The 16,322-nt window shown below is 67.4% G+C and carries 13 protein-coding genes; 6 read left to right on the forward strand and 7 right to left on the reverse strand.

Translation table 11 applies throughout. From position 1 onward, the window contains the following. The first annotated feature begins 6 nt into the window (after positions 1–6). Entirely contained in the window at positions 7–1,773 is a 1,767-nt protein-coding gene (locus AAF604_07650) for a CARDB domain-containing protein (protein MEM7049515.1), read from the forward strand. A gap of 171 nt (positions 1,774–1,944) precedes the next feature. Here AAF604_07650 and nhaA read toward each other — a convergent pair whose 3' ends face one another. The 6 genes from nhaA to AAF604_07680 all read right to left on the reverse strand — a co-directional run bounded on the left by nhaA (position 1,945) and on the right by AAF604_07680 (position 9,476). Then, on the reverse strand, positions 1,945–3,114 hold the full coding sequence (gene nhaA, locus AAF604_07655) for a Na+/H+ antiporter NhaA (protein MEM7049516.1): 1,170 nt from the start codon (positions 3,112–3,114) through the stop codon (positions 1,945–1,947). A 239-nt stretch (positions 3,115–3,353) separates the two neighbouring features. After that, positions 3,354–4,805, reverse strand: coding sequence for a HEAT repeat domain-containing protein (locus AAF604_07660; GenBank protein MEM7049517.1), 1,452 nt, complete (start codon positions 4,803–4,805; stop codon positions 3,354–3,356). A gap of 320 nt (positions 4,806–5,125) precedes the next feature. Beyond that, the gene (locus AAF604_07665; GenBank protein MEM7049518.1) at positions 5,126–6,925 is read right to left on the reverse strand and encodes a HEAT repeat domain-containing protein; all 1,800 of its coding nucleotides are present in this window, start codon (positions 6,923–6,925) and stop codon (positions 5,126–5,128) included. Continuing rightward, positions 6,922–7,317 carry a BlaI/MecI/CopY family transcriptional regulator gene (locus tag AAF604_07670; GenBank protein MEM7049519.1) on the reverse strand — a complete coding sequence of 132 codons (396 nt, stop codon included), beginning with the start codon at positions 7,315–7,317 and terminating at the stop codon, positions 6,922–6,924. The genes AAF604_07665 and AAF604_07670 overlap by 4 nt, the downstream gene beginning before the upstream one ends. 86 nt (positions 7,318–7,403) lie before the next feature. Continuing rightward, positions 7,404–8,897, reverse strand: a complete 1,494-nt coding sequence (locus AAF604_07675) for a right-handed parallel beta-helix repeat-containing protein (GenBank protein ID MEM7049520.1) — start codon at positions 8,895–8,897, stop codon at positions 7,404–7,406. Between the two features lie 15 nt (positions 8,898–8,912). Next, positions 8,913–9,476 carry a DinB family protein gene (locus AAF604_07680; protein ID MEM7049521.1) on the reverse strand — a complete coding sequence of 188 codons (564 nt, stop codon included), beginning with the start codon at positions 9,474–9,476 and terminating at the stop codon, positions 8,913–8,915. A gap of 277 nt (positions 9,477–9,753) precedes the next feature. Here AAF604_07680 and AAF604_07685 point away from each other — a divergent pair, with 277 nt between their 5' ends. From AAF604_07685 to AAF604_07705, 5 genes are all read left to right on the forward strand, one after another. Beyond that, positions 9,754–11,724 (forward strand): glycosyl hydrolase family 28 protein, encoded by a 1,971-nt coding sequence (locus AAF604_07685; protein ID MEM7049522.1) that lies wholly within the window; start codon positions 9,754–9,756, stop codon positions 11,722–11,724. A 70-nt stretch (positions 11,725–11,794) separates the two neighbouring features. Beyond that, the gene (locus AAF604_07690; GenBank protein ID MEM7049523.1) at positions 11,795–12,541 is read left to right on the forward strand and encodes a metallophosphoesterase family protein; all 747 of its coding nucleotides are present in this window, start codon (positions 11,795–11,797) and stop codon (positions 12,539–12,541) included. Between the two features lie 150 nt (positions 12,542–12,691). Beyond that, the gene (locus tag AAF604_07695; protein MEM7049524.1) at positions 12,692–13,285 is read left to right on the forward strand and encodes an ECF-type sigma factor; all 594 of its coding nucleotides are present in this window, start codon (positions 12,692–12,694) and stop codon (positions 13,283–13,285) included. Further along, a complete protein-coding gene (locus tag AAF604_07700) occupies positions 13,282–13,668 on the forward strand; it encodes a hypothetical protein (GenBank protein ID MEM7049525.1) in 387 nt (128 codons plus the stop codon). The genes AAF604_07695 and AAF604_07700 overlap by 4 nt, the downstream gene beginning before the upstream one ends. 234 nt (positions 13,669–13,902) lie before the next feature. Beyond that, a complete protein-coding gene (locus AAF604_07705; protein ID MEM7049526.1) occupies positions 13,903–15,672 on the forward strand; it encodes a serine/threonine-protein kinase in 1,770 nt (589 codons plus the stop codon). Positions 15,673–15,705: 33 nt separating this feature from the next. Here the strand turns inward: AAF604_07705 and AAF604_07710 are convergent, their stop codons facing one another. Then, positions 15,706–16,275 (reverse strand): SRPBCC domain-containing protein, encoded by a 570-nt coding sequence (locus tag AAF604_07710; GenBank protein MEM7049527.1) that lies wholly within the window; start codon positions 16,273–16,275, stop codon positions 15,706–15,708. Positions 16,276–16,322 lie beyond the last annotated feature (47 nt).

A 16,322-nucleotide genomic window follows, 5' to 3' on the forward strand; every position in this document is an offset into this window, starting at 1 on the left:
CCTGTCATGACTTCAAAGATCCTCCTCCCTTCCCCGCGGCGCTGGCTCCCTTGGCTGGCCTTGGCCTTGTCCTTTGCTCTCACGGCTGCAGCGCAGGTCGAAACACCGGGCGCCGAAGATGCCCCGCCTTCGACGCTGATGAATGACATCTATCGCTGCATGAGCGTGTCCGTCAGCCCTGCCGGGATGGTGACGGCGAGCCAGGGAGCGACGCTCACCTTCCGGGTTCGCAACTCTCCGCTCACCGGCTGCAATCGTCCGACTCAGCTATCGGCTGAAGTGTGGAGCCGATCGGGTGGTGTGGATTCGGCCAGGGTGCGGCGCATCGATGACAACCTCATCGAGGTCGACGTCACCCTGGACGCCGCCGCCTGGCACGAGGAGTGGGTACGGTTCGAGGCCAAGGTGTTCTATCGCTTCAACAACGTCTGGGGCCTGATCGGCGAAGGCCTCGATCGCTTCGACAAGCATCGCATCTTGGTATCCAACGGCTTGCGAGGGCAGGACTTGGTGGTCGCGGACGCCAAGGCCGAGGTGATCTACCAGGCCGGTGCCGAAGGCAATGTCCACATCACCGGCAAGGCAATCAATGCCGGCGATGGTCAGGTCGACGATTACGTCGAGATGCACCTCGCGATCGATGGCCAGACGCAGTCGATCCGAGACTGCAATGCCCAAGAATGGCAAGCCCATGGCGGCTGTCCGGTCGATGAATGGCTGAGCCTCGATGCGGGTCGACATCGAGTCGAGATCATCGTCGACAAAGGTAACTTCGTCCGCGAGACCAACACTGGCAACAACCGAGCGGTGCTCGAGCTCGACATCCTTGGACCGACAGCGGATCTCTGGCCCTTCTCTCTCGGTTGGACGGGGGCGCCGGAGGTCGGCATGGCGACCACGGTGCGGATCGAGGTCCTCAATGTCGGATCGGCAGCGAGTCCGCCGAGTGAAACCCTTCTCGAGCTGCCCGATGGCGAGCTCCGCCTTCCGCTGCCGGGCCTTCTGGCGGGACAGAGCCACGTTCACCAGGTCGATTGGGTGCCGGCGGTCTCCGGTAGCGGTGTGATCCAGGCGATCGTCGACCCCGACGGCCAGGTCGTTGAGCTGCGGGAAGACAACAACGTCCGTTGGCGACAGGTGACGGTGGGCTCGGGGCCGCCGGCGCCGCAGCCGCTGCCGGACCTCCGCCTGCGGCCGGAAGACGTGTCGATGGCTCCGGCATCGCCCCTCGCCGGTCAGCTCATTTACTTCACGGTTCGTCTGCGCAACGAGGGCACGGCGCCGGTCTCGCGAGAGATTCGCGTCGATACGCAGGTGGGCGGCCAAGCTCACAGTCTCGTCTGCGAGCCTCCGCTCCCGGTGGGCGAAGTCTGCGTGCTGACGGTGGAACCCTGGCTCGCCACCGCCGGAACTCAGGCCTTCAAGGTCGAGGCCGATCCCGAGGACGAGATCGCGGAGCTCGACGAGAACAACAACGATCGCGTGCTGCACTTCAACGTTGCCGGTGCGGGGGCGCCGACGCTCTCCTGCCAGGGCACTTGGACTCTCACCGGGATCGGTCACCAGGGCCACTCGGTCAGCCAAGGGAGCGTCGCGGACGACTGCCGGGTCTACTGGGGCATGAACGAGCCGATGGGCTGCTGGAACACCACCGGGTCCGAAGGCCTGGTGGCCCGCTGGTATCGCGATGGCGGGGCGGTGTGCCCGAATCGGGTCAAGGTCTTCGATCATCCGATCGATGGCGATCTCGAGTATTGGATCACCATCGACTGAAGGTCAGAGTCCTCCTCTCGTCGCCCCCTCCCCAGGGTTCCCGGTTTCGCCACCAGAGCTCGGGGAGGGGGTGATCGAGTGTGGAGGAGGGTTCGGTTGCTCGCTCGCGGCCGGGGGCCCTGATCGGGCGGCCGGTTCTCGCCGGTGAGACCCAGTGCCAATGGCTGGGATTCAGAGGCGCGCCATCGGGGCTCGCCGCAGCACCATAAAGCCGATCACGCCGGCGATCGCCGAAGCGACCAGAATGCCGAGGCGGTTGGCGGTCAGGAGCTCCGGCTGGGGCAGGTGCTCGAAGGCCAGCGAGCCGACGAACAGGCTCATGGTGAAGCCGACGCCGCAGAGCGCTGCGATGCCATAGACCTGGAGCCAGGTGGCGCCGACCGGGCGCTGGGCCAAGCCGAGGGCGGTGGCGAGCCAGGAGAAGGCGAAGATGCCGATCTGTTTGCCGACCACCAAGCCCAGGATCACGCCGAGGGTCACCGGATGGCCGAGGTCGGCGAGGCTCAGGCCGTCGAGGTGAACGCCGGCGTTGGCGAAGGCGAAGATCGGCAGAATGAAGAAGGAAACCCACGAGTGGAGGGCGTGCTCGAGGTGATAGGCCGGTGACTTCTTGCCCTCGTAGGGGATGGCGAAGGCCAGGACGACGCCGGCGAGGGTGGCGTGGACTCCGGACTTGAGGACGAACAGCCAGAGAGCCAGCCCCACCACCATGTAGACCCCGATGTTGCGCACTCGCAGACGATGGAGCACGGCCAGAGCGACGACCGCCGCCGCGGCGAGGGCGAGGGAGGTCGTGGACAGGTCGCGGGTGTAGAAGAGAGCGATGATCAGGATGGCGCCGAGGTCGTCGAAGATGGCCAGAGCGAGGAGAAACACCTTGAGCGTTGGCGGAAACCGGTTGCCGGCCAGGGCCAGGATGCCGAGGGCGAAGGCGATGTCCGTAGCCACCGGCACGGCCCAGCCGTTGAGGGCAATGGGGTCGTCGTAATTGATGGCGACGAAGAACGCCGCCGGCACCAGCATGCCGCCGAGAGCCGCCGCCAGGGGCAAGGCGCGCTGAGACCAGGTGGCCAGCGCGCCGTCGGTCATCTCGCGCCGAACCTCGAGGCCGATCATCAGGAAGAAGATCGCCATCAGGCCATCGTTGATCCACAGCAGCAGCGGTTTTTCGAGACCGGAATTGCCCACCGCGACCGAGAGGGGCGTTTCGAGCAGAGCGTCATAGAGGCCGGACCAGGGGCCGTTGGCGGCAACCAGGGCCAACACCGCCGAGGACAACAGCAACAGGCCGGAGCGGGCTTCAGCCGAGAGCCCGGAGGTCTTCTGAGGGGAGTTCGTCATGGCGTGCTCCTCAACGCAAGCTGTCCTGGGATCTGTCCGCGACGGGGTCCGGACGGTCGGGTTCCTGCAGGGAAAATCCCCTGAGAAGACCACAACGAATCAGCAGCGAGAATATTCGCCCCGGCGGCACTTTTTTCGGATTTGTGACAGAGGCGGTTCTGGCTCTGCGTTGGCGCCCATGAAAAAGGCCGCTGATCGCTCAGCGGCCGGGGGGAGGACGAGCTTCGTTGCCGGGGGCGTTAGCGCTCGACCTCGAGGGCGCGGCGCAGCTTGTCGGCAAGGGCCGGGTAGTCGAGGTCGGCGTCGTGGCCCTCGGCGCAGCGGGTCAGCGCCCAGAGGGCTTGGCGGCGTACCTCGGAGTCCGGGTCGTCGAGGGCGTTGGTGAGGGCTTCGAGGGCGCGGCCGTCCTCGATCATTCCGAGGGCCCAGGCGACCTGCTTGCGGACTGCGGCGTCGGTATCGTTGAGGGCCGAGAGCAGGCCGTCGACGGCGGCGGGGCTTTCGATCATTCCGAGGCCCCAGGCGGATTGTTCGCGGACCTTGGCCTGGGCATCCTCGAGGCTGCTCAACAGACCCGCGACGGCGGCGGGACTCTCGATCATTCCGAGTGCCCAGGCGGCCTGCTCGCGCACCTTGGTGTCGTCGTCTCGCAGCGCGTCCGCGAGTGCCTCGACGGCGCTGGGGGCTTCGATCATTCCGAGTGCCCAGGCGGCCTGCTCGCGCACCTTGGCGTCGTCGTCTCGCAGCGCGTCCGCGAGCGCTTCGACGGCGCTGGGGGCTTCGATCATTCCGAGAGCCCAGGCGGCCTGCCGGCGCACCGGAGCGGCGTCGTCGCCGAGGGCTTGGCCGAGGGCGGGTACAGCCTGCGGCGACTCGATCATTCCGAGCCCCCAGGCGGCCTGCTCGCGCACCTGCGAATCTCCGTCGCGCAGGGCTCCGTCGAGGGCCGGGACAGCGCTGGGATCTTCGATCATTCCGAGTGCCCAGGCGGCCTGCTTACGGACTTTTGCTGCGCTGTCCGCGAGGGCCGAGGCAAGACCCTCGACGGCGGCGGGGCTCTCGATCATTCCGAGTGCCCAGGCGGCCTGCTCGCGGACCTCGGCGAGTCGGTCGTCTCGCAGCCTTCGACCGAGGGCCGGCACAGCCTGCGGCGACTCGATCATTCCGAGAGCCCAGGCAGCCTGTTCGCGCACCGCGCCGACCTCATCTCGAAGGGTGGTGATGAGGGGCTTGACGGCTCTCGCGTCTTCGATCATTCCGAGGGCGTAGGCGGCGTTCTCGCGCGCCGCGCTTGGCGGGCTCTGCAGTCGATCGATCAAGGGCTCGACGACCGCTGCGCCGATTCGTTCCAGGGCTATCGCCGCCTCGCGGCCGGGGGACGTGGGCTCGTCGCGCCAGCCGATCCAGTTTCTGCCGTCGCGGCACAGGGGGCGCTCCAGGGGGCTGCCGTCGGCGAGGAGCTCGAGGAGGGCGGGTGCCGCTGGCGTGATGTCGCCGGACTCGAGCTCCGCCAGCTCACAGGCGGCCATGGCGCGGTCGCGCGCGTCCGGGGCGTCGAGTTGGCGGATCAGGCGGTCGAGGCTCGGAGCCGGCTGCGCCAGCACCAGCGACACGGCGATGAGTGAGAGGACGGTGGCCACGGCGGCTCCGAGAGTCGCGCCCTGGGAGGTCTTGAGCTGCGTTGTCGACATGGGATTTTCCTTTCGCCGAGGTCAACCCTCGGCGTAGTGTTAATAATTTAACATTCCGAGGCGAAAAACAACGGGCGACCGGAAGGCCGCCGGCCAGCTTGCTCAGCAGCCTGCTAGCAGGTTGCTGAAAATCTCGTCGGCAACCTGCGACCGGGCCCGAGAGGGCCCGGCGGCGGTAAGCCGCCGCGACGGGAGAGGAGGCCCAAGAACCGCGGTTCTTGGGCCGGAGCGGGACGCGTAGTCAGGGGCGCGTAGCCCCTCTCGGAAAAAACAGCTAGCAGCGCTGGAAAAGTCGCGAAGCGGACTTTTTCAGCAGCCTGCTAGTGGGAGATTTGACCGACTGCCCAGAGGGCTTGTCGGCGAACCTCGGGGTAGTCGTCGGACATGGCATCGAGCAGGCCGTCGAGAGCGGCTCGATCTTCGATCATTCCGAGTGTCCAGGCGGCCCTTTCTCGCACCTTCGGCGACGAGTCTCCGGCGAGGACGGTGACGAGATCCCCGACGGCGGCTTCGCTCTCGATCATTCCGAGGGCCCAGACGGCTTGCTCACGGACCCCATCGACGGGATCTCGGAGGGCGCCCCGCAGATCGTCGACGGCGTCGGGGCTCTCGATCATTCCGAGGGCCCAGGCGGCCTGCTCGCGAACCGCCGAGCTGTCGTCGTCGAGAGCTGCGCCGATGTCCTCGACGGCGTCGGGGTTTTCGATCATCCCGAGCGCCCAAGCCGCCTGTTGTCGAACGTTCGCTGCAGGATCCTCGAGGGCCGGGATGAGGGTAGCCACCGCCTCGGGGCTCTCGATCATTCCGAGGGCCCAGGCGGCCTGCCCTCGCACGGTGGCGGAGTCATCCCCCGCGAGAGCCCGGGTGAGGGCGGGGATCGCCCTCGTATCCTCCGCCATGCCGAGGCTGGAAGCGGCCTTGGCCCGCGTCCGCGGCGAGTCGTCGTCGAGGGCCGAGACGAGGGCGTTGGTGACTCGTTGGTCGATGGCCGAATCGTCGACCGTCGTCTCGACCTTGGTTTCGACCGTCGTCGCCCGCGAGGGACTCTCTTCTTGAGCCCCGACCCGCGGCTGCAGGGCCGCCAAGGGTAGCGCCAGGCAGAGCAGAGCGAGCACGCCAAGAAGACCGCGTCGTGGCGATTGATTGCGATCGACCCGCGGGTCGAGGATGGCGAGCAGGCGACCTTCGAGCTCGCTCGGTCGCGCCATCGCCACCAGCGCCCAACTCGGGGTCAGGCGACTGCGCACGGCGCGGGCGATGTCCAGCAGATGGCGGGCGTAGTCGGATCCCGCGGTGCCGGCGGTCAGGACGAGGTCGTCGCAGGCGTGCTCGCGCTCGGTCTGCAGCCGGCGTAGGGCGACCCAGGCGAGCGGGTTGGGCCAGTGGAGCGCCGTCACCAGCCGGGCCAGGAGCAGCCACTGACAGTCGCGTCGCTTGATGTGGGCGAGCTCGTGAAGGAGCACGACGCGCCGACGGTCGTCGCTCCAGTCTCGAGAGCTCGTCGGGAGCAGCACCGTCGATTGTCGCAGGCTCCAGGCCATCGGCATGGTGATTCGCGGGTGCTCGACCACCTGGACTCGGGTGCCGAGGTCGAGGCGTCGGCAGAGGGCGTCGACCTCGGCCAGGCGCGCCTCGTCCCGCAGCGGCGCTGCCGTGCGCACCAGTCGTTGGGCGGCGAGGGACGAGAGCAGCAGCCTCAGCAACAGCAGGCTGCTGCCGAGGAGCCAGATCAACGGCAGGGCGCGGCGCAGATCGAAGCGGCTCGCGAGGGTTGAGGATCGGGTCGGCGAGTCGGCCACCGGTGCCGGGGTGGTGGGCACGACCGTCGCCGCCGGGACGCCCGTGGGCGTGGCGATCGGCGTCGGAGCTGCGTCGGCCGGGCCGGCGGGCGCCGCGGTCGGGATCAGGACCGGCAGCTCCCAGCTCGGCAGGACCAGGGAGAGCAGCGGCAGGGTCAGCACGGCCACCAGGGCGGTCGTCCAGAGGCGATGGCGGGCCGCCGCTGAGGCGCGCCGGAGGGCCAGCGAAAGGACCCAGGCGAGGAGCAGAAGAAGGGTTGCCTTCAGCCCATAGTCGAGCGCCGTCGCCAGGCTGAGTGAGCTCGCGAGAAGGTCGATCATGGCTGCTCCTCACGCTCGCGGGCGGCCTGGATCAGTCCCTCGAGTCGGTCGAGCTCGGCATCCGAAAGGTGCGGTGCCGAGTCGTCGAGGAGGGCGGCCATCGCCTTTTCCGGGGAACCGTCGAAGAAGGTGGTCACCAGGCGCTTCAAGGCCGATTTCTTGGCTCGCTCCTTGGTCACCGTGGGCTGATAGAGGTAGCGCGGGCCGTCCTGCCAGTGGCGGACGTGCCCCTTGTCGACCAGGATTCTCAAGTGGGTGCGCACCGCCGAATCGCTCGGGGCGTCGGCCATGGCACCACGGATCTCGGCGGCGGTCGCCTGGCCGCGCTGGAAAAGCACGTCCATGATCTGGCGTTCCCTTCGACTCAGTTGATGCTCTAGTGGTTCGGCCATGTGGGCTCCGGTCTTGGGTGTTAAGAAATTCGCACTGCCAATTTTTTAACATCTCGCTGCCGGCGCTGTCAACCGAGGTTCCCTTTCTAAGGCAGGACGGTCGACCAGGCGCCGGTACTGCCGGACTCGAAGCCGTCGCCGAAGATCTCGCTGCAGTCGCCGGGACCGCAAACCTCGAAGGCGCCGAGGTCGAGGGGATCATCCACCGGCCGAGGAGTGCTGCCCTGGTGCTTGCGGTAGTGGCGCACCGGCAGGTGATCCGGCATCACGGCGGCCGGCAGGGCGGCGCCGGCATCCTCGCTGCCGGACCCCGACAGGAGGCCGAAGTCCTGACTGCCGAGGTCAAGGAAGCCGGGATCACTGCCGGTGATTCCGGTGTTGTCGTCGATCACGACGCCACCGCCGGAGCTGTGGTTTTCGACGAAGCCCGGTTTGGTCCAGTTGCGGCTCAGGGAGAGGGTGCCGTCGCCGTTGAGCATTGCCAGACGCGAGCCGGTGGCGGTGGTGAAGAGGATGTTCTGGCGCACGTCGGCGTTCTCCGCCGCCGACGACAAACGCAGCAGCGTGGTGTTGCCGCTGCGGGTCGAGACCACCGTGTTGTGGAAGAAGTAGAGGTCGCCCTGCCGGTAGTTGGCGAGCGTGCCGCTGTCACCACCGTAGTGGACGACCTGGCTGTTGCCGGCACCGTCGGGCTCGATCAGCACGTTGCCGTAGACGAAAGTCTCCCGATACCTCGGATCGTTGATCAGGGTGCTGCTGCCGGACTCCACCAGGTCGAGCTGTCGATTGCCGCCCTCGATCCAGTTGTAGCGCACCACCAAACCGGCCGAGCGGTCCTTCAGGTTGTTGCCGCCGGCGCCGCTGCGCAGCGGCCCGAAGCGATTCTCCTGGTAGGTGATGCCGAGGGCTTCGGTGTAGCTGTTGTGCTCGAAGATGCTGCCCACGATGCCGTTGTCGTAGAGGTGGTTCCCTGTGATCAGCACGTTTTGGGTCTGGCCGCCGAAGGCGCCGATGAACAGTCCGTTGCCCGAGTCGTGGAGCACACAGTCTCGGATCGTCAAGTGCTCGGCTTTTTCGACGTAAATGGCCGCCGCATTGCTCGAGTAGGTCTGGCTCGAGCCGCCGTCGTCGGTGAAGGTAAAGGGCGGTCGGCCGGAGCGAATCTCCAGGCCCTCGATCACCAGGTGCCCGGGCAGCCCGTCCGGCGGCGTGTTCGAGCCGCCGATCTTGATCACGCCGCGAACCTCGTTCCAGAAGTTGAGGCCGCTCGCCGTCACCGCGCCGTTGCCATCGATCACCGGTTGTTCGCCGTTGGGGCCGGGCAGCCCGCGAATCACGATCGGCTGGGTCGCGGTGCCGCGGCGGTTGATCACCCATTTCTCGGCGTAGGGCGTCGCGCGCCAGTGAATCAACACGCGATCACCGGCTTGGAGAGTCGCCCAGGGGACCTCGCCGATGGAGGTCGCCGCCTGCCCCGGACCGACGTGGTAGTCGGTGGCCGAGGCGGCGACGGAGAGAAAGCAGCCAATGACCGCGGTGACGAGAGTGCGGCGCAGCGGCCGGAGCGTGATCAAATCCACTGCCGTCCTCTCGGATCAGTTCTGGGGTTGGCTCCAGGGCGGCACGATGCCCATCGAGCGGGTGTAGGCGATCGCCTGACCGAGGTGCTCGTGGGCGTGGCCGAGGAGCACCATGTAGTAGGCCCGCTTGGGCTGCGGCGCCCCGAAGAGCTGGACCTCCGTGTCGAGGTCTTCGAGGGAAGCGAGGGCCTGGGTGACGTAGGCGAAGGACTCCTCGAGCTTTGCGATGACCTCTTTCTTGGTGGTGATGTCCTTCTCCAACTGCTGCAGGGTGGCGTACGGATTGTCGCCCATCTCGAGGCCTTCCGGCGGCGTCGCGCCGAGCGAAACCGGCAGCAGGAGGTTGGCGCCGACGATGTGCATGTAGACCTCGCTGACGGTGCGCACCTCGACGTTCGGGCGCCAGCCGAACATGTCTTCCGGGGTGGCTTCGGCCAGGGCGACGATCTTCTTGGCCGTCGCTTCGAGGTTGGCGTTGACGGACGCCTTGAGGGCCTCGTCGCCGCCTTCGGCGAAGGCGCTCGGCGCCAGAGCGAGGATTAGCATGAGGGTGACCGGTACGAGCTTGCGGTATTTCATCAGTTCGGCTCCGTGGCTGTCTGGGTCCGGGGCTTGAAACCTTGGTGGGGCCGACCGGCGGGCGGTCGGGCAGTTTGGAGTCTATCGCGCTGCCCTCGGACCGCTCGCCGCGACCTCGCTGCTCGGCTCGGCTCGGGTGAAGGTCTGCCTCGGCCCGAGTTTCGTATTCTTGGATGCCGAGGGGTCGCCGCCGGGTGCTCGTCGCGGGTGTCCCGGGAGCAGAGCCCGGCGAAAAACCATGGTCGAGTCCACGAGAGTCTTCGGAAGCCGGCGTTCGATGCGATGGGCCGCGGCTGTCGCCACGATCCTGCTGACCTCGGTCCTGGCCGTCGCGGTCTGCGGCGAGCCCGATCGCGGCCCTCGCGCGGCGGCCGCCGCCGGGCAGCAGCAAGCCTCGGCGGAAAATCTCGTGCAGCGCTTCCCGGCGCCGCCGAACGCCCGGCCGAGCCAGCGATTCTCGCTGCGGGTCGAGGGGCAGCCGGTGTTCGTGGAAGAAGATCGGCGGGTCAGCTTCGCGCACTTCGCCTTCGCCGGCGAGGTGGTCGTCGAGGTCGAGCTCGACGAGCCCTTCGAGAGCTTCACCCTCAGCCCGGCGCGATCCGAGATCTCGGCGCAGATGGAAGGCCGCCTCCTGACCTTCACCCTGCGCCGTCCCCAGCGCTTGGTGCTGCACGAGGTAAACGGCGAGGAAGCGGACTTCATCCTCGAGGAACGACTGCTGATCTTCGCCGATCCGATTCCGGAGCCTGCCGAGCAGGTGGCACCTCCGCCCTGGCGACGGTCCAGCGAGCTCGCCATCGACGACGGTGGCGAGGTCGACGTCACGGCGGCGATTCAGAACGCCCTCGACGCGCTGTCGCAGGCCGGCGGCGGCACGCTGGTGATGGCGCCGGGTCTCTATCGCGTGCAGTCGCTGTTCCTGCGCGACGACGTCGCCCTTTACCTCGAAGGCGGAGCGCGCCTGCAGGCTTCCGACGAACCGTCCGAAGAGGACGCCATGATCAAGTTCTTCGGGGTCGACAACGCCCACCTCCTGGGGCCCGGGTCGGTGGATGCCAATGGCGTTTTCCTGCGCTATCAGCGCGGCAAGTCCTGGTCCATCGTGCGTGCCGACAACGCTTCCAACAGCAGCCTCGACACGGTGACCTTGCTCGACCCGAGCGCCTTTGCGGTGTGGATTCGTGACTCCGAGCGGTGGCGCATGACGCAGACCAAGCAGATCGACTTCGCCAACCGCGACCTGGAGAGCAACGGCGGCGAGGACGGGATCGATCCGGACGCCTCGCGCCACGTGTTGATCGAGCAGTGCTTCGTCTATGCCGGCGACGACGCCACCGCGATCAAGGCGATCAGCCCCCGCTGGCCGGTGATCGAGGACATCACCCTGCGCTCGAACGTGATCTTCAACGCCGCCTTGGGCTCTGGCCTCGGCATCGGCAGCCAGCTCGAACGCAGCCATCTGCGGCAAATCACCTTCGAGAACAACGATGTGGTGGCGGCGCGCTTTCCGCTCGACGTCAGCATGCGTCAGGCAACCTCCGGAGAAGATGACGACCCACTGCTCGAGGAGGTCTGGTTCCGCGGCAACCGTTTCGGCAAAAGCCGGGGCTCGGCGGTGTTTCGCGCCCAGGTGGCGAGGCGGGGAATCTTTCGCGACTTCGTGTTCGAGAACCTCGCCTTCGCGCCCAACCAGGATGGCAACGGTCCCCGGCTGCTGAGCTTCGACCAAGGCGCGATCACCGGCTGGACCTTCGATGGCGTCGAGCTGGCCTCGGGTCTGGTCGATGGGGTCGGTGACTTCGAAGAGCTCGGCTCAGGGGTCAGTGGCCTGAGCTTCGCGGACAGCGATCCAGTGGTGGTCGAGGTGCGGGCGTCGGAGGTCGCCTTCACGGAGCGGGACGGCGGCGCGCGAGGTTTTCGCGTGCGCCGCAGCGCTGACCCCTCCGGCCCGCTCACGGTGCCCTTCGCCCTGCGAGGTACGGCTCGAGAGGGTGACGACTTCGAGCCCCTCGGCCGGGCGGTGACCTTCCCTTCGGGGGAGAGCGAGGTGTTGATCGTCGTTCGGCCGCGGCGCGACGGGCTCGTCGAAGGCGGGGAAACGCTTCTTCTCACGCTGCACAACGACCACGGGACGGGCTTCATGGTGGGGCCCGAGTCGCAGGCCCAGATCCTGCTGGTCGATGCCGACCTGTTCGTCGACGGTTTCGAGTCCGGCGATACCAGCGCCTGGAGCGACGAGCAGTTCTGAGCCGTCGGTCGGCGGCGTCGCTCGGGGTTGGGTAGACTGGGCCGGTACTTGACGGAGAGCCTCTGGCGCCATGCGAATCGCTGCCCTTTACGACATTCACGGCAACCTGCCGGCCCTCGAAGCGGTGCTGGCCGAGGTACGCCGCGCCGGAGCCGAGCAGATCGTCTTCGGAGGCGACTTCGTGCCCGGGCCCGATCCGCGCGGCGTGCTCGAGCGGCTCGCATCCCTCGAGGTGCCGTGGCGGGCGATTCAGGGCAATGGCGAGGCGGCGGTGCTGGCGTCGCGGGCCGGCAGGCCCCTCGATGGTCGCTTGCCGCCGCCGGTCCAGGAGCTGATTCACTGGTCCGCAGCCGAGCTGACGGCGGACCAAGCGGCGCTTCTGGCGAGCTGGCCGATGACCCTGGAGCTCGCGGCGGCGCCTTTCGGGGAGATCTTGTTTTGCCACGGCACGCCGCAAGATGAAAATCAGATCTTCACCCGTCGCACCTCCGAAGCGCGGCTGCTGCCGCTGTTCGAGGCGGTGGCGGCACCGTTGGTGGTTTGCGGCCATACCCACATGCAGTTCGATCGTCGAATCGGCTCGCACCGGGTGGTGAATGCCGGGAGCGTTGGAATGCCCTTCGGAGCGCCCGGGGCCTACTGGCTGCTCCTCGACGGCGAGGTGGCGCTGCAGCGTACCGGGTACGATCTCGCGGCGGCTGCCGCCACCATAGCCGCGACCGCCTATCCGCAGGCCGACGAGTTCTCCCAGTGGGTGCTCAGTCCGCGACCGGAGGCCGAGGTGTTGACGCAGTTTTCTCAGGTCGAGCTGCGCTGACCGGACCTTCTCACCGCCTTTCAGCTACGGCAGCCTATGTCCCTGATTTTGCTGCGTTATCCGTCCCCTCTGCTCGTCGCTGCAGGTCGCGGCTGGCTGCGCTGCGCTTCTAAAGGCTCGCCGAGCAAACCGTTGAGAAGAGCCGGCTGAATGATGACCGGTGCCCTGTCGAGCTCGGGTCAAGTCACGGGCTTGCTGCGTCGCTGGCGCGACGGCGACCAGGAGGCCTTCGACGCTCTTTTGCCGCTGGTCTACGACCAGCTTCGCAAGCTGGCGGGATCCGCCATGGCACGCTCCCGGCGGGATCATACGCTGCAGCCGACGGCGGTGGTCAACGAGGCTTATCTCAGGTTGGCGAAGGTCGAGAGTCTCGACACCCGCGACCGCTCCCACTTCTTCGCGGTGGCGGCGCGGGCGATGCGCTTCGTCCTGGTCGACCACGCCCGGCGCCTCGGCGCCGGCAAGCGCAGCGCGGGGGGACACCGGGAACCGTTGCCCGACGACCTGCCGCAGAAGATGGAAGACCGCACCGAGATCCTCGACGTCCACCGTGCCCTCGAGGTGCTCGAAGCAAGTCATCCGCGGGCCGCCAAGCTGGTGGAGCTGCGCTTCTTCGGGGGTCTTTCCGAAGGCGAAGCGGCCGAGGTCCTGAAGCTATCCCGGGCGACCGTCACTCGCGAATGGCGGTTCGCCCGCCTCTGGCTCAAGGACCGACTGACGGCGTTGGAAGAGAGCGGATCGTGACCAGCTTCGAGAGACCAAACGTTGCACCGTCGGTTCGTCCGCCGTCCCAGCCGACGCCGATGCCCCTTTCCCTGCTGAGCCTGCTGATCGGCTCCTTGACCTGGGGGGCGATCGTCGTCGGGTTGGTGGCTGCGGCCTTCCTGGTGATGGCCCTGCTGCGCTATCCCGAGGCTTCTCGCATTCTGGCGATGGTGTCCGTGGTGTGCTTTTTCGCCACCTCGATCCCCTTCGTCTACGGGTTGTTCACCGCCTTCCGTGGCCGGCGCCAGGGGCCGCTCTGGTCGTCGTGCCTCGGCCTGGCGGTCAATGCCGGCGGTCTGCTGACTCTGTTCGGCGTGCTGCTGGTGATTCTCAACGACGGCGTTCGGCCTCCGGCCCCTTGAGCTCTTGGTGAGAATATCGGGTCGCCGAGCCGACCGGCCGCGAATTCCGTGGCCAGCTGCGCTCGGGCCGGTAGGGGAGGGCCCGACGACCCAGAAGGGAGATCGCCCTTCATTGTTGAGATCGCAGAACCGCCTCGAGATGCGTCATCGGGAAGTGTCGCAGCACTCCGATAGCGGCCTCTCAGGGAGCGCTTCAACGCAGCGCCGTGGGTATGCGGTTTGGAACAAGACGGTATGAACGACCACCCTATCTCATCCTTCGACGATCTCTTGCGGGCAGCCGTCGCGGCCCCGGCGGGTGAGGTCGAGGAGGTGCTCGCGGCCTGTCCTGATCCTGCTCTGCGGGGTCGGGTCCGGGCGCTGTTGGCGGCGGAAGGAGATCTCGCTGGATTTCTCGAGACTCCCGCCCTGGGCAAGGTTCCGATCGCCTCGGCGCCGGCGCTCGACCGGTCGTTGCAGCATCGTTCGCTGCTCGAGGCGACGTCGACGAACACCACCCTCGGGCACAGTGGTCGGCGGCTGAGGACGGTCGGGTGGGGAGGCCTCGTCTTCAGCCTCTTTTTGTTGGTCTATCTCTCGGTTCCCGGATTTCTAGGTTTGCCATGGCGGGAGCTGCGGACCGAGCTGCTGGCGGCCGGTGCCATCGGATTGCTCAGTGGCCTGCCCTTGAGCAGTCGTGATCCCCATCGTCTGGCTCGCCGCGGATTGATCTACATGGTGGCGATCTGCGGCTTCCTCGCCGTCTTTCACGCCGCCCACGAGCTGCGCGTCTTCGGCATCGTCACCCCCTTCGGACCCTTCCTTCTGGTGGCCGGTATCTGGCCCCTGATCCAGTTCTTCAACCTGCGCACGGCCCTGGTGTCGACCGGCTTGGCGTGCTTGGCGGCCACTGCCGGCCTGGGGTTCGTGATCGTGCCGGCCGGCGAGTTGCCGCGGGTGCTGCCCCTTTTGCCGAACTTCATCGCCGCCGCCGTGACCGGTGCGGGAACCGCGGTCGCGGCTTCTTTCGGTATTTTGCGCCTGCGCCGCCAGGTCGAAAAGGCGAAGCAGCTGGGGAGCTATCGCTTGCACGAGAAGCTCGGTGCCGGAGGCATGGGCGAGGTTTGGCGGGCTACCCACCACCTGCTCGCCCGGCCAACGGCGATCAAGCTGATTCGGCCGCGCCACCTCGAGAGCAGTACCGACCATCGTCGCCACCTCCTGGAGCGCTTCGCGCGCGAGGCGCGTGCCACGGCCTCCCTGCGTTCGCCCCATACGGTGGCTCTCTACGACTTCGGCATCACCGGCGACGGCACCTGCTTCATCGCCATGGAGCTGATCGACGGCCTCGACCTGTCTCGGCTGGTGGAGCGCTTTGGGCGGCAGCCCCCGGCGCGGGTGCGCCACATCCTGTCGCAGGCTTGCGATTCGCTGGGCGAGGCCCATTTGCGCGGCCTGGTGCACCGCGACATCAAGCCTGGAAACCTGATGGTCTGCCGCCAGGGAAGGCAGGCCGATGTCGTCAAGGTGTTGGATTTCGGCATCGTCGCCCTGACCGCTCGCCAGCCGATGGATCCGACCCTCACCGTGGCTGGAGACGTCCTCGGCACGCCGGCGGCGATGGCGCCAGAGACCCTGCGCCACGCCGGCAGCGACGAGCGCTCCGACCTCTATGCCCTGGGCTGTGTCGGCTATTGGCTGCTCACCGGCCGACAGGTGTTCGAGGTCGACACCGTTGCCGAAGTGATGGCGGCCCATCTGCGCGACGAGCCACGGCCGCCATCGGCCGTCGGGGTCGATGTTCCCGCCGACATCGAGGCGGTGATCATGCGCTGTCTGGCCAAACAGCCGGGCGATCGCTGGCCCTCGGCCGATGCCTTGGCCGAGGCCCTCGCCGGCTGTTCCGAGGTGCCGACGTGGAGTGGCGACGAGGCCGCTGCCTGGTGGCGCCGTCATATCCCGGCGGCGCCACCTCGGTCGCCGGCCAGCGGAGCCCTGCGCCAAGCCGATATCACCAGTCCCTGAGTCGGCCGGACGAAGCGACCGGCGTCGCTGCGGTCAGGGCTGCGTCCGCTGCTGTGCCACGTAATCCTGCAGGCCGCGGTAGAGCTTCTCGTTGGCCTGGATGAAGAAGGTCATCAGCTCGTCGTACTCGGGCCGGTCGCGGTAGCCGATGCCGTAGGAGCGCAGTCGGGTCTTGGAATCCGAGAGCTCTTCGAAGAGCAGCACATTGGTGAGATTCTCGGCGTCCTCTTGGAGGATCTTCGGCCAATTCTTGGAGAGCTCGGCGCGCAGCGTGAGGAGAGTTTCGGGCACATAGTTGACGATCGTCAGGGTGTTGGTGCTGGCGTCGCCGAGCTCGCCTTCGGGGTTGTAGTTGGTGCGGATCGTGCCGCCGACCCGCAGGTCGACCTCGGCGAGGGGGGCCACCCAGGCGCGCCAGCCCTCCGCCGTGGAGTAGGCCTGCCAGACGATGTCGCGGGGCGCGTCCAGAATCACTTGGTGGTAGAGGATGCGCTCGCCGGCGTCGGTGGTCAGGACCTCGCTGCTGAGGTGGTCCGTGGCGAGAGTCGGGAGGGTCGTGCAGAACAGGAAGATGGCGCCGAGAGCTGTGATCGATCGCGTCATGGGAGGTCTCCTTTGGTTCGTCAGCGAAGCTATCCGATGGCGCTCTC

Source organism: Acidobacteriota bacterium (assembly GCA_039028635.1).
Lineage (GTDB): Bacteria > Acidobacteriota > Thermoanaerobaculia > Multivoradales > JBCCEF01 > JBCCEF01.